Origin of the sequence: Streptomyces sp. CS113 (assembly GCF_002188365.1) — a bacterium.
In the GTDB taxonomy this organism is placed as follows: Bacteria; Actinomycetota; Actinomycetes; order Streptomycetales; family Streptomycetaceae; genus Streptomyces; species Streptomyces tendae.
The window spans coordinates 1706307-1724875 of the sequence record NZ_KZ195574.1; the positions used below are offsets into that span (position 1 = coordinate 1706307).

The 18569-nt window shown below is 72.2% G+C and carries 20 protein-coding genes; 7 read left to right on the plus strand and 13 right to left on the minus strand.

Translation table 11 applies throughout. From position 1 onward, the window contains the following. Nucleotides 1–55: 55 nt before the first annotated feature. Nucleotides 56–502: a DUF6086 family protein gene (locus B9W62_RS07345; protein ID WP_087806329.1), complete on the minus strand. Its 447-nt coding sequence runs from the start codon at nucleotides 500–502 to the stop codon at nucleotides 56–58. Nucleotides 503–585: 83 nt separating this feature from the next. Here B9W62_RS07345 and B9W62_RS07350 point away from each other — a divergent pair, with 83 nt between their 5' ends. From B9W62_RS07350 to B9W62_RS07360, 3 genes are all read left to right on the plus strand, one after another. Continuing rightward, a complete protein-coding gene (locus B9W62_RS07350; protein WP_087811792.1) occupies nucleotides 586–1149 on the plus strand; it encodes a GrpB family protein in 564 nt (187 codons plus the stop codon). A gap of 98 nt (nucleotides 1150–1247) precedes the next feature. Continuing rightward, a complete protein-coding gene (rpmF, locus tag B9W62_RS07355) occupies nucleotides 1248–1418 on the plus strand; it encodes a 50S ribosomal protein L32 (protein WP_087806331.1) in 171 nt (56 codons plus the stop codon). A gap of 137 nt (nucleotides 1419–1555) precedes the next feature. Further along, on the plus strand, nucleotides 1556–2017 hold the full coding sequence (locus B9W62_RS07360; RefSeq protein WP_087806333.1) for a Fur family transcriptional regulator: 462 nt from the start codon (nucleotides 1556–1558) through the stop codon (nucleotides 2015–2017). 68 nt (nucleotides 2018–2085) lie between these two features. On the opposite strand, the gene aztD is transcribed toward B9W62_RS07360, so the two are convergent. The 4 genes from aztD to aztB all read right to left on the minus strand — a co-directional run bounded on the left by aztD (nucleotide 2086) and on the right by aztB (nucleotide 6488). Next, on the minus strand, nucleotides 2086–3288 hold the full coding sequence (aztD, locus tag B9W62_RS07365; protein ID WP_087806335.1) for a zinc metallochaperone AztD: 1203 nt from the start codon (nucleotides 3286–3288) through the stop codon (nucleotides 2086–2088). An 89-nt stretch (nucleotides 3289–3377) separates the two neighbouring features. Next, nucleotides 3378–4337: a zinc ABC transporter substrate-binding protein AztC gene (gene aztC / locus B9W62_RS07370; RefSeq protein WP_087806337.1), complete on the minus strand. Its 960-nt coding sequence runs from the start codon at nucleotides 4335–4337 to the stop codon at nucleotides 3378–3380. Next, nucleotides 4334–5581, minus strand: coding sequence for a hypothetical protein (locus B9W62_RS07375; RefSeq protein ID WP_087806339.1), 1248 nt, complete (start codon nucleotides 5579–5581; stop codon nucleotides 4334–4336). The genes aztC and B9W62_RS07375 overlap by 4 nt, the downstream gene beginning before the upstream one ends. 10 nt (nucleotides 5582–5591) lie before the next feature. Further along, nucleotides 5592–6488 carry a zinc ABC transporter permease AztB gene (gene aztB / locus B9W62_RS07380; RefSeq protein ID WP_087806341.1) on the minus strand — a complete coding sequence of 299 codons (897 nt, stop codon included), beginning with the start codon at nucleotides 6486–6488 and terminating at the stop codon, nucleotides 5592–5594. Nucleotides 6489–6502: 14 nt separating this feature from the next. Between aztB and aztA the strand changes: the two genes are divergently transcribed. Then, nucleotides 6503–7246 (plus strand): zinc ABC transporter ATP-binding protein AztA, encoded by a 744-nt coding sequence (aztA, locus tag B9W62_RS07385; RefSeq protein ID WP_087806343.1) that lies wholly within the window; start codon nucleotides 6503–6505, stop codon nucleotides 7244–7246. 17 nt (nucleotides 7247–7263) lie between these two features. On the opposite strand, the gene B9W62_RS07390 is transcribed toward aztA, so the two are convergent. From B9W62_RS07390 to B9W62_RS07420, 7 genes are all read right to left on the minus strand, one after another. Then, nucleotides 7264–8277, minus strand: a complete 1014-nt coding sequence (locus tag B9W62_RS07390; RefSeq protein ID WP_087806345.1) for a pyridoxal-phosphate dependent enzyme — start codon at nucleotides 8275–8277, stop codon at nucleotides 7264–7266. Next, a complete protein-coding gene (locus tag B9W62_RS07395) occupies nucleotides 8235–9326 on the minus strand; it encodes a GHMP family kinase ATP-binding protein (protein WP_087806347.1) in 1092 nt (363 codons plus the stop codon). Before B9W62_RS07395 ends, B9W62_RS07390 begins: the two co-directional genes overlap by 43 nt. Next, nucleotides 9323–10132: a Rossmann-like domain-containing protein gene (locus tag B9W62_RS07400; RefSeq protein WP_087806349.1), complete on the minus strand. Its 810-nt coding sequence runs from the start codon at nucleotides 10130–10132 to the stop codon at nucleotides 9323–9325. Before B9W62_RS07400 ends, B9W62_RS07395 begins: the two co-directional genes overlap by 4 nt. Further along, nucleotides 10129–10881, minus strand: a complete 753-nt coding sequence (locus tag B9W62_RS07405; RefSeq protein ID WP_087806350.1) for a class I SAM-dependent methyltransferase — start codon at nucleotides 10879–10881, stop codon at nucleotides 10129–10131. Before B9W62_RS07405 ends, B9W62_RS07400 begins: the two co-directional genes overlap by 4 nt. An 87-nt stretch (nucleotides 10882–10968) precedes the next feature. After that, a complete protein-coding gene (locus B9W62_RS07410; RefSeq protein ID WP_087806352.1) occupies nucleotides 10969–11979 on the minus strand; it encodes an ABC transporter substrate-binding protein in 1011 nt (336 codons plus the stop codon). A gap of 14 nt (nucleotides 11980–11993) precedes the next feature. Beyond that, a complete protein-coding gene (locus B9W62_RS07415) occupies nucleotides 11994–12767 on the minus strand; it encodes an ABC transporter ATP-binding protein (RefSeq protein ID WP_087806354.1) in 774 nt (257 codons plus the stop codon). A 1-nt stretch (nucleotide 12768) separates the two neighbouring features. Further along, a complete protein-coding gene (locus tag B9W62_RS07420; protein WP_087811793.1) occupies nucleotides 12769–13908 on the minus strand; it encodes a FecCD family ABC transporter permease in 1140 nt (379 codons plus the stop codon). A 246-nt stretch (nucleotides 13909–14154) separates the two neighbouring features. Between B9W62_RS07420 and B9W62_RS07425 the strand changes: the two genes are divergently transcribed. Both B9W62_RS07425 and B9W62_RS07430 read left to right on the plus strand, forming a co-directional pair. Continuing rightward, complete coding sequence (locus tag B9W62_RS07425; RefSeq protein ID WP_373433668.1) at nucleotides 14155–15438, plus strand: MFS transporter; 1284 nt, start codon at nucleotides 14155–14157, stop codon at nucleotides 15436–15438. A 45-nt stretch (nucleotides 15439–15483) separates the two neighbouring features. Continuing rightward, the gene (locus B9W62_RS07430) at nucleotides 15484–16281 is read left to right on the plus strand and encodes a TauD/TfdA family dioxygenase (protein WP_087806356.1); all 798 of its coding nucleotides are present in this window, start codon (nucleotides 15484–15486) and stop codon (nucleotides 16279–16281) included. A gap of 234 nt (nucleotides 16282–16515) precedes the next feature. On the opposite strand, the gene B9W62_RS40110 is transcribed toward B9W62_RS07430, so the two are convergent. Then, the gene (locus B9W62_RS40110) at nucleotides 16516–17478 is read right to left on the minus strand and encodes a DUF6215 domain-containing protein (RefSeq protein ID WP_179235953.1); all 963 of its coding nucleotides are present in this window, start codon (nucleotides 17476–17478) and stop codon (nucleotides 16516–16518) included. 233 nt (nucleotides 17479–17711) lie between these two features. Between B9W62_RS40110 and B9W62_RS07440 the strand changes: the two genes are divergently transcribed. Further along, nucleotides 17712–18569 (plus strand): TetR/AcrR family transcriptional regulator, encoded by an 858-nt coding sequence (locus tag B9W62_RS07440; protein WP_087806358.1) that lies wholly within the window; start codon nucleotides 17712–17714, stop codon nucleotides 18567–18569.

Sequence of the window (18569 nt, forward strand, 5' to 3'; positions counted from 1 at the left end):
GACCATTGCGCAAGGGGAACGCCGGGCCGACAAGGGGCCGTTGTGGCGCAACGGATCAGCGGGCCATCCAGCGGTCCATCTCCCGCGCCCGCGCGTCCAGCGCGGTGGCGATGTCCGCCGCCCCGGCCCGGGGGTTGCCGGGAACCTGCACGTCGCGTTTGACGCCACCGCACGGGTCACCGGACGACGGTCCGGGCATCTCCACGTCGATGCCCGCGCGCCGCGCGAGCGCAACGGCCGTCGCCACGAACCCCTCCGAGAGGGCGAGGATCACGGAGTGCCCCGTCCGGCAGTGCCGGGCGACCAGGGCGTGCACGAAGTCCGCGTACGCGGCCCGATCGACCTCGAGCGTGTCCGGGTCGCCCCAGTACGTGCCCTGGCCGATTCCCGAGGGCAGATCGACCTCGGCCTCGAAGACCTCGAGCTGCCGCAGGAAGAGGCGGCCGGCACCGTTCGACGGGTTCCACAGCGTCTCGCCATCGATGCCGAAGTACATGCTCATCGCCGATCCCCTCCTCGCGCCGCCGCGGCACAGGGTAGAAGATCGTGCGGGCGGGCATCGAACTCCGGACCAAGGACGCATGGGTGAAGAACAGCAGTGGGCCTCGTCGGCCGGACGTCACGACGGTCGAGATCATCGGTGGGCCGGAAGCGCTGAAGGTCGGCCTCAGGAGCTACGACGCCCGGTGGGCGGAGGTCTACCTGCGTCACCGGCGGCGGATCCTGGGCGCGTTGGCGGGAGCGGACGTCGATGTCGAGCACATCGGCTCCACGTCGGTACCGGGACTGGCCGCCAAGCCGATCGTGGACATCGTCGTCGCGGTGCCCGACATCACGGCGGAGGAGGACTACCTCGACGCGCTGCTGGCCGCCGGCTACGAACTGCGGGTTCGCGAGCCGGGGCATCGCCTCGTGCGCACGCCCGCTCGCGACGTGCATGTGCACGTCTACGAGCGGGGGGACGCGGCGGTGCACGAATACCTCCTCCTCCGTGACCATTTGCGTACCCACGCGGACGACCGCGCCCTGTACGAGAGCGTCAAACGAACCCTGCTCAGCCGGCGGTGGGACGACATGAACGACTATGCCGACGCCAAGAGCGACGTCATCCGAGCGATCAAGAACCGGGCCAGGACAGCTCGCTCATGACGCCGGCCACCGCCGTGTAGACGGCGACATCAATCTCGTAATGACATCCATTTTCAGATATCCTCTGGCTCGTTCGTCGATCGCACCCGGAGGTCCCCATGGCCGTGCCCAAACGCAAGATGTCGCGCAGCAACACCCGGCACCGGCGCGCGCAGTGGAAGGCCACGACGCCGCAGCTGGTGACGGTCACGGTGGACGGTGTGGCGCACCTCGTTCCGCAGCGGCTGGCCAAGGCGTACGAGCGCGGGATGCTCCGCCCCGAAGGCTGACGTCGGGGCACTGAAACCCGGGCCGGACGGTGGTCGCAGCCACGGCACCGTCCGGCCCGACGCACACCTGTGTCAGAGAGGCCACTCATGGACGACAAGGCCGAGGCCCGTACCCACCCGACCAGCCTCCGCGGGCCATGGGCAGACTGAGTGAGTCATCGGCACCGCGGCTGCCGGCCCCGTTGCGCCCGACGCGCCAGCGGAAGGCCGTGATGAACGCCCTGCACCGGCGATCCGGCTTCACTTCCGCCCAGGAGCTGTACGAGGCCCTGGAGGCCGACGGCATCACCATCGGTCTGACCACGGTGTACCGGACTCTGCACGCCCTGGACCGCTCCGGGCAGCTCGACGTGGTGCGGGACAAGAGCGGGGAGCGCCTCTACCGGCCGCGCCCGGCCGACGGGCACCGGCACTATCTGGTCTGCCGCGACTGCGGCCTCAGCCGGGAGGTCGAGGCCGGCGTGGTCGAACGCTGGGCGGAGAACGTCGCCGAAGGCATGGGCTTCACCGAGGTCGAGCACACGGTGGAGCTGACCGGCGTCTGCGATCCGTGCCGCTTCGCACGCAGCGCCCCGGACTCCGCCGAGCGGCACGCCTGAACCGCGCGGCGCCCACCGGCCCTGGAGGCCGGTGGGCGCCGCGCGGGCAGTGCCGGGAGCGGGCCGGTCTAGTGACCCGCCACCGTCCCGGACAGTTCGTTGGTGCCCTTCGGCAGCGTCACGGAGGTGAGCTTCTCCCCCGAGTCCAGGTCGAAGGCGTGCACTTGGCGCTTGCCCGGCTCGGAGACGTACGCCGTGTGGTCACGGACGAACAGGGTGGGCCTGGGCTGCTGCCAGTCCAGGGGCTCCGTCCAGTCGCCGACCGCTTCGATCTTCCGGTCCACCCTTCCGGTCTCCGGGTCGATGACGTGGAGGACACCGTTGGTGCCGAGCACGAGGGCCTCGCCGTGCGGCCCGCGGGCCAGCGAGCGGAAGGAGTAGCTGGTGCCGAGGTCGACCAGCTTCATCTTCGCCGTGCGGGTGTCGATCAGCGATATGCGGGTTGGCCGCTCCAGTTCCGCCTCGGGGTCGGTCTTGAAGTCGCCCAGGAGCACCGGGGAGGCGTCGCTGCCGGCCTGGTTGCCGGTGCGGGCGTAGTCGCCGGGGGCGTCCACCTTGGTGAACTTGCCGTCCTTGTAGAGCAGTACGCCGTCCTCGCAGCCGAGACCGACCACCTCGCCCTGGGCGGCGGCCTCGCCGTGGACACCCGGGCAGTTCTCGGCGCGCGCGATCTCCTTGTCGTTCTGGTCCAGGACGATCGCGCCGGTGCGCTTCTCCTCGGTGCCCAGGGTGGTGACGAGTTCGCCGCCGGCCAGTTCGATGGCGACGCCGTGGTGGGGTTCGGCGGAGGTGAAGGTCCGGCCCTGCGGCTGCTTCCCGCCGGCCAGGTCCGCGGGATCGAAGACGTTGACCTCGCCCGTGCCGTCGGTGAAGAGGACCGTCCTGCCACCGTGCCGCACGACGTGGCCGGGCTTGGATCCCTTGAACTCGGCGTCCGTGAAGGTCTGCCGGGCCGCGTCGAACACGCGGAAGCCGCTGTCCGTGGAGATGACGACGTGGTCCTCGTCGCCCGCCGGGTTGACCCGGTTGAAGCCGGGCAGCTCGATCGTCTTCGCGAGCTTCAGGGTCTTGCCGTCGAGGACGTACAGTCCCCCGTCGTAGGAGGCGACCAGCGGATCGCCGACCGCGGCGGCCCCACTGCTCTTCGCCTGCTGCTGCGGCTCGGCGTCGGACGAGGCGTCGTCGCTGCCGCCGCAGGCGGTCAGCGCCATGGAGACCGTCAGGGCGAGGGCCGTGCCGGTGAGCGTTCTGGCGCGTGTCGACCTGTTCATCGTGGGTGAGTCCTCTCCGGCCCTGAGGGCACGGGGTTGTGGGGTGGAACGGCCGGTGACCGGTGTCACCGGCCCTTGGAGAAAGCGGGTCAGTCGCCGGTGAGGCCCTCGGCCATGGCCGAGGTGTTGGCGCGCATCATCTCCAGGTAGGTGCCGGCGCCCTTGCCCTGCTCGGTCAGCGACTCGGAGTACAGCGGGACGACGTCCACGTCACCGCCCATCTCCTGGCGCAGGACCTCGGCGAGCCGGCTGGGCCGGGAGGAGTCGGCGAAGACGGTGCGCACGTTGGCCTGCTCCATGGCCTGGGTGAGGGAGCGCAGGTCGGAGGAGCTGGGTGAGGCGAGGGTGGTGCCGCTGGGGATGACCGCGCCGATCACGCGGAAGCCGAAGCGGTCGGCCAGGTAGCCGAAGACGTGGTGGTTGGTCACCAGGGCGCGGCGGTCCTCGGGGACGGCGGCGAAGGACTTCTCCATCCAGGCGGTGAGGTCGTCGAGTTGGCCGTCGTAGCGTTCGGCGTTGTCCCGGACCGCCGTCTCGTTGACGCCGTCGACGTGTTCCACGACCTGGTCGGCGATCAGGCCGGCCGCCTTGCGCACACGGTCGGGGTCGGTCCAGAAGTGCGGGTCCGGCTCGCCGGCCCCGTCGTCGGGACCGCCCTCCTCGCCCGCGTGGAAGGTGAGGGGATCGGCCGCCTCGCCGGCCGCGAAGGTGGCCACACCGGACGCGCGGGCCGCCTCCACGTGCCGCAGTACGTTCTCCTCCAGGCCCAGGCCGTTGTAGACGACCAGGTCCGCGTTCTCCAACTCGGCGGCCTGCACGGCCGACAGGCCGAAGGAGTGCGGGTCGGCGTTGGGTTTCATCAGGACGCTGACGTCCGCCTCGTCCCCGACGATCTCCCGGGTGATGTCACCGAGGATGTTGGTCGTCACCACCACGGTGGGCCGCTCGTCGCCGCCGCCCGCGCAACCGGTCGCGGTGGCGACGACGAAGAAGGCGACCAGGGTGAGCAGCAGGGCGCGCAGCCGCGCCGCCCGCACGCGCGCGCTCATCGGCCCGTCTCGGCCATCAGGGACGGACGGACGTCCAGGTCGAAGGTGCGGGCGACGCGGAGGGAGTCGTTGTAGTCGATCTCGTACACGCGCTTGCCCGCGGGGTCGTTGAGGTAGGCCCGGCTGCGGTCGACCTCGATCACCGGTGCCGAGGCTTCGCCGGTGGCCGCCTCGGGGACGTCCGTCAGCAGACGTCCGGTGACCGCGGTCTCCTTGCCGGTGGTGATGTCGTAGCCGTGCAGGGCTCCGTCGGTCTCCAGGACCAGCAGCGGAGAGCCCTCGCCCGCGGTGTTCGCGGCGACCACGGGGCCGGTCTCCACCCGCGTCCAGGACCTCTTCGTGACATCCAGGACCCAGACGGCGTTCGCGCCCGCGGCCGCGGTGAGCGTGCTGCTGCCCGGACGGTGCCGGAACCGCGCGGCCCGCTCCTTCCGCGGCACGTCCTCGCCGTACGCGATCTTCTCGGCGGTGAAGGTGCCGTCGTCCTCCCGGACGAGGAGAGCGCCGTCGGCACAGCCGAGGACGACCCCCCGCCGGGTGACCGCGTCGCCCCGCGGGTCCTCGCACGCGGACTCGGGAGCGGCGACGCGCTTGCCGGACCGGTCGAGCACGGCGACCTTCGCGGGAGCGTCGCCGTCGCGCGTGAGGGCGATCAGGTGTTCCGCGTACGGCACGACGGGTCCGGCATAGGTGCCGGGGAGCCGGGTGGGGGTGCCGAGGGTGCCCTTCTCCAGATCGGCACGGGCGTGGACGTCCGCCTTGCCGTCCGCTGCCGTGACGACGGTGGCGCCCGCGTCGCTGCGGACGCGCGTGCCGGCGCCGCCCGGGAGTTCGCCCACCTCCTGGATCTTCGCGCGGTAGTAGTGCACGTGGTCTCCGTGGTCGACCATCCACGCGCCGCTGTCGAGGACGTGGGTCTCGTCCGCGCCGTGGAAGTAGCCGAAACGGCCGTCCGTGGTGAGTTCGGTGACACCGGCTCTGCGCGCCGTGTCGTGGACCTTGCCGGTGATCAGGTCCAGCACTCGTGTGTCGCCGTTCGCCGCGTCGCCGAGAAGGAGCCGGGACTGCTGCTCGGCGGCCTCGGCGGCGCCCTCGACGTAGCCGTGGGGGGTGGCGGTGGCGGCGGAGGAAGGGCTCTCGGAACTGGACGCGGCGTCCTCCTGGCCCGCGCATCCCGCGGTCAGCAGGACCGCGGACAGGAGTGCCGCCGGTATCAGGGGCCTGGTTCTGCTTCGGACGAGCAACGAGATCGCCTCAGGTTTCGTTCGGTCGGGGCGTGGGGGTGTTCGCGGTGAACGCGGCGGCACGGGCGGGCGGACCGTCGCGGCGTGCGCGACGTCGGTGCCGGACTCCGGACGCCAGGTGGGACAGGAAGAAGAGGCTGACGGCGAGGGCCGAGACGGTCGCACCGGCCGCGGTGCCCAGATGCCAGGACAGGAGCAGGCCGCCGAAGGTGGCGGCGCCACCGAGGACCGCGGCGAGGACCATGACACCGCGCACGCTCCGCGCCCAGGGCAGCGCCGCCGCCGGTGGGGCGATGAGCAGGCCGAGGACGAGCAGCGTTCCCACGATGTGGAACGAGGCCACGATGGCCAGGGCCAGCAGGCCGAGCAGCACGGTGTGGGCGAGACGGGGGCGCAGGCCGAGCGTTTCGGCCTTGCGGTCGTCGAACGCGAGCGCCAGGAAGGCCCGGTGACCCACCGCCGCGACGACCAGCGCCAGCAGCAGTGCCGCCCCGAGCAGGACCAGGTCGCTCTCGCGTACCGCGAGGACGTCACCGAAGAGGAACCCGGTGAGGTCCACGGCGAACGACTGAGAGCGCGACACGATGATGACGCCGAGGGACAGCATGCCGACGAACAGCAGGCCGATGCCGGTGTCCTGGGACAGCCTCGGCGTGCGGCCGAGGGCGGAGACACCGGCCGTCATCACGGCCGCGCTCACCACGGCGCCCACCAGCAGGTTGCCTCCGAGCAGTGCGGCGACCGCGACGCCCGGCAGGAGTCCGTGGGACATGGCGTCACCGAGGAAGGCCATCCCCCTCAGCACCACCCACGTCCCCGCGAGGGCGCAGATCGCCGACACCAGGATTCCGGCCCACAGGGCCCGCTGCACAAAGGCCACCTCGAAGGGGGCCGTCAACCACTCCATACGCAGACCCTACAATGACAATCATGTTCAAAAAACACCCACCGCTTTCGTCGGGCGACGACCCACGGAACGAACGCGTCCGGTTCAGCGATCTGGAGGCGGGCTACTCCGGCCGTCCGGTCCTGCGCCAACTGACCGCGCACATACCGGCCTTGGCGATGACGGCACTCGTCGGGCCGAACGGCAGCGGGAAGTCCACCCTGCTCGGCGTCCTCGCCGGCGTGATCGATGCCACATCCGGGCAGCTGCGTTACGGGGAGGGCCGTCCGCCGGCCTTCGTCCCGCAGCGCGGCGCCGTCGGCGACGCGCTCCCCCTCACGGCCCGGCAGACCGTGGAGATGGGCCGCTGGAACGAACGGGGCCTGTGGCGACGGCTGACCCGGCAGGACCGCACCGTGGTCGACTCCGCCATGGAACGGCTGGGCGTCGAGGACCTCGCCGCCCGCCAGCTCGGCGAGCTGTCCGGCGGGCAACGCCAACGCGTCCTGATCGCCCAGGGCTTGGCCCAGCAGTCCGACCTGCTGCTCCTGGACGAGCCGACCACCGGGCTCGACCCCGAGGCCCGGGAGCGCATCACGGCGCTGCTGACGGACCTGGTCGCCGACGGCACGACCGTCGTCCAGGCCACGCACGACCTGGAGGCCGCGCGCTCGGCCGACGCCTGTCTGCTCCTGCGCGACGGACGGCTGGTGGGACAGGGCCCGCCCGATCGGGTGCTCACCCCGGCAGCCCTGTCCCGTGTCTGGCAGCCCTCGTGAGGCGGCCGGCGCCCTCGCTATCCGAAGACCGCTCCCTCCGGCCCGGGTGAACCGTTCCAGCTCATGCGGGACCACGGCAGGGCCAGTTCGTCCCTGCCGCGCACCGGCCGCGGGGCCAGGGCATCGATCGGGGCGGCGTCGCGGTGCCGGGCGAACACGGTGTCGACGTACCGGTGACCGGTGTCGGCGGCGATGAACAGCGCCGTACGGCCGGGCTCTTCACGGCGTTCCCACCGGGCGGCGAGATAGGCGGCTCCGGTCGACAGGCCCGCGAACACGGCGTGCCGGCGCAGCAGGTCGACGCTGCCGGCGAGGGCGGCGTCGAAGGCGAGCCAGTGCAGGACGTCGTAGAGGTCGTGGCGGACGTTGCCGAAGGGGATGGAGCTGCCGATGCCGGCGATGATGATCTCCGGGTCGGCGACGTGCTCGCTGCCGAAGGTGACGCTCCCGTACGGCTGGACGCCCACGAGCCGTACGTCGACGGAGCGTTTCCTCAGGTAGTGGGTGAGGGCGCCGGTGGAGGCCCCGGAGCCCACTCCTCCGACGAAGGTGAGGCCCTCGCCGCCGATGAGGTCGTGGATCCGTTCGGCGACGGCTTCGTAGCCGAGGTAGTGGATGTCGTCGTGGTACTGGCGCATCCAGTGGTAGTCGGGATGCTCGCGCAGGATCTCGCGGACACGCGCGACACGGCGGTTCTGGTCGAGTTCGAGGCTGCTGCTGGGCGGCATCCGCTCCAAGTGGGCGCCCAGTATGTCGAGTTGGGTGCGCAGGCTGTGGTCGACGGTGGTGGAGCCGACGATGTGGCAGCGCATGCCGTAGCGGTGGCAGGCCAGGGCGAGGGCGTAGGCGTAGATGCCGCTGGAACTGTCGACGAGGGTGTCCCCGCGTCGTACGGCTCCGGTGTCGAGCAGGTGGCGTACGGCGGCGAGGGCGGAGACGACCTTCATGGTCTCGAAGCGGAGGCACAGGAGGCCGTCGTCGAGGCGTATCAGGTCCGGGCGGCCGATGGCGTCCGAGATGTGTTCGTCCACGGGAACTCCTCGCTGATGGGGGACGCGAAGGTGGTGAAGGTCCGGGTCGGTGCGATGCCCGCGCGCTCCAGGGCGCGGGTGCACCGGCGCAGTCCGTGGTGCAGGCCGGGAGCGTGGGGGTCGAAGAGGATGCCGACGACGTTGCCGCTGTGGGCGATCTGCACGCCGACGGCGCCGGTGCCGTCGGCGATGGCGGTCAGGGTGGGGAACTCCCGGTGGCGCAGGACGCGTTGGCGCAGGCGGGCGCTGGCGGTGCTGACCCGGCCGAGCAGCGCGGTGTCGGCGGTGGTCACCGCGCGGCGGAGCATCCCGCGCAGGTGTGCGTAGGCGGTGAGGTCGTCGTCGTGGTGGTGGAGGGCGGGGAGGGCGAGGGTGTCGACCGGCGCGCCGCCCGCGAGCGTGCACCCGACCACCACGGCGGGTGGCAGTGCGGAGCCCAGCGCTTCGAGGACCCGGCCCTCGCGCTGGGCGAAGAGCAGGGGGCGTGAGCCGTGCATCAGGGGGTCGCTGGCGCCTTCGGCGCGCACCGCGATCCGGGCGATCGTCTCGGACGGCAGCGGCACGCCCCACGCGTCGGCGACCGCCCGCACGGTGGCGATGACGTCGCTGGTGGAGGAGCCCATGCCGAGGCCGACGGGGAGGTCCCCGGTGAGGGTCAGTTCCCCGCCGCACGGCTTCGCGCCATGGTGTGCCGCGCACTCCCGTACGGCGAGGACGGCCGCCGCCCGTGCCTTGGTCCGGCCGGCCGGTGTCACCGTCACCTCGTCCGGCGGGCTGCCCGGCCGGTGCGCGAACCTGGCGGTGCTGCCGGGTCCGTTCATCGGCAGCGTGACCAGCCCGTGGACGGGACGACGCCGCTCGTCGAGGAAGACGCCTTGCAGGATCTCGCCGTGGTGGCAGGCGGCACGTCCGGTGCCCTCCGCGCCGGGGGCGGTGGTCTTCGCGCCGTGGGCGGTGCCCTGCGCGCCGCGTTCCGTGCCCTCGGCGCCGGGGGTGGTGGTCGTCGTGCCCCGGGTGGCGGCCTCCGGCGGGCGGGTGGTGGCCGTCATGCGCCGGCCGCCACCCGGTAGCGGTACAGGGTGGTGGGTTCGGCGCTGAACTGGGAGAAGGGGAAGGGCTCCGCGGACAGAGCGGTCACGCCCCGTCCGAGGAAGGCGCGCGCCACGGCGCTGCCGGACTGCGCGTAGACCACCAGGGGCACGCCGCGTTCGCGGCAGCGGGCCAGGACGGTGTCGAAGCTGCCGTTGCCGAGGGTCATGCCGGTGGCCACGACGGCGTCGGCGGTGTCGAGGACCTCGTGCATGTCGTCGGTGACCGGGTCGCCCCACTGGGTGGTGCGCAGGTTGAGGTCGCAGAGCAGGGGGTCGCCGCCGCGCTCGCGGATCGCGGCGACGAGCGGGTTGACCACCCCGATCAGACCGACCTTGGCCCCGGCGTCGATGTCGAGGAGTCCGGCGATGGCCGCGTCCCGGGCCAGTGCCCGGGTCTCGGGTGTCCCGGCGGGCAGGGTGACCGGCTCGGCCTCGGTCGCCTCCCGGTGCGGGCGGACCGAGCCGAGGTAGGCGTCGAGCGCGGCGATCCGCAGGGGCCGGGGCACCTCGCCCAGCAGCGTGTCGAGGGTGGCACCGGAGGCGTCGCGGCACAGGGACGGGTCGACCTCGCCGGCCTCGAAGGCACAGCCGCCGAAGGAGTCGCCCAGGCGGACCAGGACGTACTGGTTGAGGTAGGTGGTGTTCCCGCCGGCCAGCCGGGTGCCGTGGTGCACCCAGAACACGCTGGTGGCCACGAGGTCGGCGGGGCGGGGCCCGTGCTCGCCCGCCAGGACGCCGGCCAGGAGTTCCGCGGTGGGCTTCATCGCCGTCCTCCGGTGCGGGGGGTGTCGTGGGTGATGCGGAAGAGGAAGGTCAGCACGCCGTCCTGCCAGTCCTGGAGGTGGTCGATGCGGGGGCTGAGCCCGTGGTCCAGGGCGTGCTGGACCAGGGCCCGCAGGTCCGCGGTGTTCGAGGCGATGACGTGGATCTCGCCGCCGGGGGCCAGCAGGTCCTTCTCCGCGATCTGGGCGAAGAACTTCGCCAGCAGCGGCGCTCCCACGCAGACGTTGCGGACGACGTCGGGGTCGTCGCTGACGGTCTGGCTGACGGCGGGCGGGTTGAAGGTGACGACGTCCAGTCGGACGTCCTGGGGGAAGGCGTCGAAGACGTCGCTCACCGCGGGCAGGAACGTGGTGCCCGGGCGTTCGCCGACCAGGCGGCGGTAGTGACCGGTGGCTGCGGCCACACTCTCCGGGTGGACGTCGAGCGCGTGGATCTCCCGAGCGCCCCGGACGCCTGCCGCCACCGCCTCGACGCCCAGGCCGACGCCCATGGCGGCGTACCGCAGGCCGCGGGTCTCGATCCGCCCGTCGCGCACCCGCTCGTGGATCAGGCGGCTGGTCCAGCCGGGTATGAAGACGCCGGGCGGCACGTCGAACGTCCAGCCGTTCCACTCGTAGGAACGGGTGGTGTGCAGGTCCGCCTTGGGCTGGTTGAGGGCGATGATCCGGTCGGCGGGCAGGGGCGGGGGCAACTGCTCGACGAGGGCCTGGCCGGTCGCGTGGCGGTCCATGGGTCCTTTCCTTGTCGGTACGACGGATACGCCGAGTACGGCGGGCACGGCGGATACGCCGGGCACGGCGGGGTGGCCGGCGGTGGCTCAGCCCTCGAGTCCGCGCAGGTAGGTGGCGAACTTCTCCAGGCCGTCGATGTTGCGGGGCCCGCTGATGCCCTCGTTGTAGTCGAGGATGAAGAAGTGGTCGTTGCGCACGGCCGGAAGTCCCTTGGTGTGGGGGGACTTCCGCAGGAAGTCGATCTTCTTCTGGGCGGGCTGGTCGCCGTAGTCGAGGATGACGACGACTTCGGGCTCGGCCTCGGCGACGGATTCCCAGTTGACCTGGGTCCAGCGCTCGTCGAGGCCGTCGAAGACGTTCCTGCCGCCGGCCGCCTTGATGATGTCGTTGGGGGGCACCTGGTTGCCGGCGGTGAACGGCTGGTCGGTGCCGGAGTCGTAGAGGAAGACGGGCACCGGATCGCCCTGCGGCGCCCTGTCCTCGACCGCGGCCACGCGCTTCTTCAACCCGTCGACGACGTCCGTGGCCTTCTCCTCGACCCGGAAGATCTCGCCGAGGCGTTCGAGGTCGGTGTAGAGCGCCTCGAAGGGGCTCATCCTCTCGGGGTGCCCCGGGTAGTTGAAGCAGCTCTCGGTGTGCATGAAGCTCTGGATGCCGAGCTTGTCCAGGATCTCGGGCGTGATGCCCCGCTCGTCCTTGAAGCCGGAGTTCCAGCCGGCCACCACGAAGTCGGACTTGGCCTCGACCACCACCTCCTTGTTCAGGAGGTCGTCGCTGAGCATCTTCACCTTCGCGTACTCGGACGCCCAGGGGGACTCGCTCACCGGCGGGTTCGCGGGCGGCATCACATAGCCGTGCACGTGCTCCGTCAGGCCGAGGGCGAACAGCTTGTCCGCGCTGCCGCCTTCGTAGGCGACGGCCCGCTCGGGCACCGTGTACTCGACGGGTTCGCCGCAACGCCTGACGGTGACCTTGTCGGACTCCTTGGCGTCCGACTCGACCTCGGCGCCGCATCCGCCGAGCACCAGGGCCGCCGCCAGGGCGGAGCCGAGCGCGGCGGGCCGGCGGACGGCGGCGGGGGTTCGGGTTGTACGCATGCGTGAGCAGCCTTTCAGCGGGTGGGGTTGAGCGAGTACAGGAGCTGGGGATCGCCGGTCAGCGGGTGGGGGACGACGCTGGCCGTGACGCCGAAGACGTCACCGATGAGCTCTGCCGTGAGTACGTCCACGGGTGTGCCGGAGGCGACCAGGCGGCCTTGGGAGAGGACGCCGAGCCGGTCGCAGGCCGCGGCGGCGAGGTTGAGGTCGTGCAGGACGACGAGGACGGTGAGTCCGGACCCGCTCAGGAGCGAGAGCAGCTCGACCTGGTGGCGGACGTCGAGGTGGTTGGTCGGTTCGTCGAGGACGAGGATCCGCGGTTCCTGGACGAGCGCGCGGGCCAGCAGGACGCGCTGGCGCTCACCGCCCGACAGCGTGAGCACGCCCCGGTGCGCGAGGTGCCGGATGTCGAGCCGGTCCATCGCCCGCTCGCACAGGTCGCGTTCCCGGCCGCTGAGCGCCTGGTTCCCGCGCAGGTGGGGCGCGCGCCCGAGGGCGACGACCTCCTCGACCGTGAAGTCGAAGTCGACGCCACCGTCCTGGGTCATGGCCGCGATCGTGCGGGCGCTGTCGCGCAGCGCGAGCCGTGTCAGGTCCCGCTCCCCCACCCAGACGGTTCCGGAGCTGGGCCGCAGCGCCCGGTACACGCACCGCAGCGCGGTGGACTTGCCGCTCCCGTTGGGCCCCACGAGCCCCACGACCTGCCCGTCCGGGACCTCCAGAGAGAGCCCGCGGACGAGACTCCGGCCGTCCGTCACCACGGTGAGTCCATCGAGTCTCAGGTCCATGTCAGCGGCCTCCGAAGGTGTAGCCCCTGCGCCGCATGAGGGCGATGAAGACGGGCACCCCCACCAGCGCGGTGATGACCCCGAGTGGCAGCTCGCGCGGGGCCACCAGGGTCCGTGCCGCCAGGTCGACCCACACCATGAAGATCGCTCCGACCAGTGGGGCCACGGCGAGCACGCGGGCGTGCGTGGCACCGACGACGATCCGCACCACGTGCGGCATGACGAGGCCGACGAAGGCGATGGCGCCGCTGACGGCGACCATGACGCCCGTGACGAGTGACACGAGCACCAGCAGCACCTTGCGATACCGGTCGGGGTCGAAGCCGAGGCTCGCGGCCGTCTCGTCGCCCAGGGAGAGGACGTCGAGTGCCCGCCCGTACCGGTACAGGACCGCGAGTCCGGCCAGCACCACGACGGAGACGACGGGCAACGCGCCCCAGGTCGCCGCACCGAAGCTGCCCATGGTCCAGTACAGGACCATGCTCGTCGCCTCGCTGTCCGGCGCGAAGTAGATCATCAGGCTCATCACGGCCTGAAAGCCCAGCGACATGGCCACGCCGGTCAGCACGAGGCGCAGCGGTGACAGCGTGCCCCTGCTGGAGGAGGCCGCGTACACCAGGAGCGAGGCGACGAGTGCGCCGACGAAGGCGCCGACGGAGACGGCGTGGATGCCGAGTACCGCGAGCCCTCCCGTGACGGTGACCCCGACGGCACCCACGGACGCGCCCGAGGAGACCCCGAGGACGAAGGGGTCGGCCAGCGCGTTGCGGACCATGGCCTGGATCGCCACTCCGACCGCGCTGAGCCCGGCCCCCACCAGTGCCGCCAGCAGCACGCGCGGCGTGCGGATCTGCCAGATGATCTGATACGTCGTCACCTCGTCGGGGCCGATGCGCCCGCCGCTGAGAGCCGCCCACAGATGGCGGGCGGTCTCCCCCGGGGCGACGACGGCGGGACCGAGGCCGATGGCGACGACGACGGACACGAGCAGGAGGGCGGCCAGCGCCGTGCAGCCGAGCAGCAGTGCTCTGCGGGACGCGAGCCGGCCCCGCGCAGCCGCTGCGGGCCGGGGCGCCGCCGTCTCGACCGGGCCCACCGTGTCCCCGTCGGCCGCGGACACGGAGGCCGCGGGCGGAGGTATGTGCGGCACCTTCACCTTCCCTCACCAATGGAACGCATGTTCATGTACGGAACCCGAAACCCCTCGCAGGACGACGACCGGTAGCACTCTAATGGAAATGATTATCACTGCGATAGTGTGTTGCCGCGTCGCGCTGCCCGCCCGGTGCCACGGCCGGTCCCGTCGCACAACCTGACTGCTGGACCAAGCAGTTGCTGCCGGTACGCGTGCGATCCGTCGCCGCCGACAGGACAGGAGCACTCCCTCGTGCCCACTCCCTCCGCCCCTCCGACCGCCGCCGAGTCCCCTCCCGTGAAGCAGCCCTCGATCCTGCTCGACCTGGCCTTCCTGCGCCTTTGGACCGGCGCCACCGCATCGGGCCTGGCCACCTGGGCCCTGCCCTTCGTCCTCGGCCTCGCCGTCTTCGAGCGGACCCTGGCCGCCACCGACCTCGGTCTGCTCCTGGCGGCGCGCACCGTCGGGTTCCTCGCCGCGGTGCCCGTGGCCGGGGTCCTGGCCGACCGGCACTCCCGCCGGGGCGTCGTGCTGTGGGCGGGACTCGCCTCCGCGGCCGCGGCCCCGGTGATCGCCGCGGGGCTGGGGCGTTCGGTGCTGCTGATGGCGGCCGCCGCCGCGGTGGCGGGGGCCGGCCAGGGCGCCTGCCGCCCCGCCTACCAAGCCCTCACCGCCGAAGTGGTCGACGCCGGGCGCAGGCAGCAGGCCAACGCCGCGATGACCCTCGCGGTACGGGTCACCACGCTCGTCGGCCCCTCATCGGCCGCGCTGCTCGCCGTCTTCCTGGACACCTGGGCCCTGCTGCTGGGCATCGGGCTGCTCTGGCTGGTCGCGGCCTGCGCACCCGTGACCGGCGCACGGCCCGGGGCCGCGGAAGGGACGCCGGAGCCTGCGGCCGGGGCGGTCAGAGCCTCCTTCCTGGCCGAGTTCGCGGCGGGGGTCCGCGAGGCGCGCAGGCACCCCTGGTTCCTCGCCGGCCTCGGCGCGCTGACGGCCGTGATAGCCACCGGCTACTCGGCGACCGGCGTCGCCCTTCCCCTGGTCAGCAGGGACGAGTACGGCACCGAGGTGGTGCTCGCGGGTGCGATGACCGCCTACACCGCGGGAGCGCTGGGCGGTGCGCTGCTCATGGCCCGCTGGCGCCCGCGCTCCCCCGGCTGGGCCGCCCTGACCGGCCTGGCCGCCTACGGCTTCGCACCGCTCAGCCTGGTGTTCCCCGTGCACCCGGTCGTCGTGATGGCCGCCTACGCCGTCGCGGGCATCGGCATCGAACTGTTCAACGTGCCCTGGTTCACCGCCGCCCAGCGCGAAGTCGCGCCGGACAAACTGGCCCGGGTCTCCTCCCTGGACTTCCTGCTGTCCTACGGCCTCGCCCCGCTCGGACTCGCCCTCATCGCCCCGGCCATCGACGCCTTCGGCGCGACGGCGGTCCTCACGGGCTGCGCGCTCGTCTGCTTCGCGGCGCCCGCGACCGCCGCCCTGGCGCCCGGCGCCCGCGCCTTCTCGGTCCCACGAGGGCGCGGCACCACGCCGTGACGGCCGTACCGAGGAGCTCACCCCTGACGGAGGCAATCTGGAGTCATGCACACACCCGCCGACTCGCACCGTCCACAGGGGAACACCGCCGCCTGCGGCCCAGGCGTCTCCCCCACCCGCGTCCCCCGCGAACGGGCGGGGGCGGCCCGCGAACTGCTCCTGCGCGACGGGGCGGTGACGCTCACCGGTCACGCGAACACGTCCGACGCCCTGGTCGTCGCCGCGGCCCAGGTCATCGGCCACCGCCTGCGGGAGGTGTACCCGCACCGCGTCCGCACCTCGCACGACGGGGGCGCCGTCCACCTGCACGCGGACAGCTTCGACCTCGTCGTCGACATCGGCGGAGTACCCCACCGGCGTCGGCACCCCGACGAGGACCACGTCCTCGTCCAGTGCGTGCGGCCGGCGCTCCGCGGGGGTGACTCCTTCGCGCTGGACGCCTACGCCTTCGTCGACGCCCTCGCCGCCACCGACCCCGCTCTCCACACCTTCCTCCACGGCTCCGACGTCGATCTCTACGGCGCGTGGGCGGACCTGCGCGGGCTGCCGGCGCGTCCCCGGGTCGGGCGGCACGTCGAGTTCACCCGAACCGGGCGGCGCGTCGTGCGGCGCACGGACGGAGCCGTGCCGCTGCACCGCGACCCAGACACGGACCACATCCGCACCCAGCTCGCCCGCCTGAACGACGCCGTGCACGGCGTCGAACCGTCGCTGCCGCGTTTTCGGCTCGACGAGGGCGACATCCTGGTCCTCGACAACTACCGCTGCTGGCACGGACGGGACGGCCACACCGGCGAACGGACCGTCCGCATCCTCACCGCCCGCAGCGCCGACGCGGGCTGAGGCACGGGGCTGCGGCGGGGATCACGCGGTCCCTGACGTGCCCGCCTCCGAGTGCGTGTCGAACGTGGGCACGGCGTGCCGGACCTCGCTGAGGCCCCGTTCGGCTCGGCCACGAGTCGGTTTCGGCCCGGTGAAGCGCGCGGTCCAACTGCTCCTGGCAGCCGTGGCGCTGTGCTTCACGGTCGCCGCGTGGCAGGGCCGGGACGAGCATGCCCGTCCGTCCGCGCCGGCGTCTCAGACGGTGCGATCCGGGATGGTCGGAAGCACCTTCTCGGCGATGTCCAGCAGGGCACCGTCCTCCGGAAAGGCTCCGGACGTGCTCCACACGGTGATGTCGTAGTAGCCGCCCCGGTCCTTCGCGTCGAGGGCCACGGACAGGGTTCGCGCCAAGGGGCCCTGTTCGACCGGGCCGCCCGAAGCGCCGCCTCCGAAGTTGATCTCGATCTTCATCAGGTGGTCCGAGGCGAGGACCGCGGGCCGGCCGAGGACGGAGAGCGTCTTGACGTCCGTCTCCTCGCCGTACTCCATCAGCTCGACGTACTGGGCGATGGAAAGCTTGTTGTACATGACCGAGACGTTCACGGTGTACGTGTCGAACTGGACCTCGGCCTCCGGCTGGGCCACCTTCCCGTCGGCCAGCGTGTTGCTGGTACCGGACACCGCGGTCGCGGTCTCCGCGGGGGTTCCGAGGAGTTGGGCCAGGTCGGGTCTGTTGAGCGCGTCGCACAGATCCTCGCCGGTGACCGCCCGGGGCGTCTTCCGGTACGCGCCCGGCAGTTCCTCGTCCTCCCCGCCGGCACACGAGACGGCTTGCGGTGCGCCGTCGTCGTCGGAGGGCACCAGGTGCGGGCCGAGCCACAGCGCGGCTCCGAGTGCCGCGAAGACGGCCACGGCCGCGAACGCCTGGCCCCACGCGTTGGGTTCCTTCTCCGCGGCGGCCGTAGCGACCGGAGCGACCACCGGAGCGGCCACCGGAGCGGCCGCCGGGGCGGGGGCGCGGCGGGCCCGCAGGGCGCGGGCCACCGTGTGGACGCGGACCGCGGTGAACACCAGGAACACCAGGCCGATCGCGGCCGCCACCCATTCGCCGTCCCGGTGGGCGAGGTACATGATGCGCACGCCGAAGACGGACCCGACCAGGATGAGCAGGGGCTCGCGGACCCAGAAGGGCAGCAGGCGGACGAGGAAACCGAGCATCCGGCGATCCCACCAGGCCAAGATCACATCTGCTGTGACGGAAGCCATAATTCCGGCCCGGTACTCAACCGTGATGAACGGGGCCCGCGGGACCATTCCCACCCACTCGTCGGCGCGCTTCCGTTGAGCAGCTGACTGGCACGCCAGTCAGGACCTCAATGAGCCTTACCAGCATGCAGTTATCTCTTCACAGCTGTTGAGTTTTCCGCAACACCTGTCTAGGGTCGTGCCCCGTGGAAACCGACGACGTCCCCGACGGCTCACCGACCGCCGACACCGCCGCCCGCGTCCGCGAGGTCATCGCGGCGGCGGGCGTCAGCCAGCGCGAGTTCGCGCGCCGTGTCGTCATGGATCCGTCCAAGCTGTCGCGTTCGCTGAGCGGCACCCGCCGCTTCACGGCCGCGGAGCTGGCGCGGATCGCCGACGAGGGCCGGGTGGACGCCGGCTGGCTGCTCGGCACCCGGTCCCGCGAGAAGGCCGCGGCGCCGACCGTCGGGGTCGAGGGCGGGCGAGCGCTCCAGATCGTCCGCGAGACGGTCCGGCTGATCGCGGAGCACGGCTTCCACGCGGTGCGGGTCGCCGACATCGCCCGCGCCTGCGCCACCAGCAGTGCCGCGATCCACTACCACTTCCCCGGCCGCGCCGAACTCCTGGAGGCGGCCGTGCGCTGGTGCATGGACGAGGACACCGCGCGCCGTGCCGCCCGTCTCGCCGAGGCGGACGACGCGGCGGCGGAGCTGCGCCAGCTGATCGCGCTACAGACGCCGCGCACCGCGCAGCAGCGCCGCCAGTGGGCGGTGTGGCTCGACCTGTGGGCCGAGGCCGCGCGCTCCACCGCGGTGGGCCGGCTCCACTCCGAGTACTACCGGCAGTGGCGGGAGACCGTCGCCGACGTCGTACGCCGAGGGGTCGGCCAGGGCGTGTTCCGCGCCGGGCTCGATCCGCAGGCGGCGGCACTGACGCTCACCGCGCTGATCGACGGGCTGGCGACGCACGTCCTCTCGGTGGGCGGGCCGTCGTCCGCCGCGGCCGCGGACGCGATGCACGCGGCCCTGACCACCCACGTCACCGACACGATCCTGGCTCCGTAG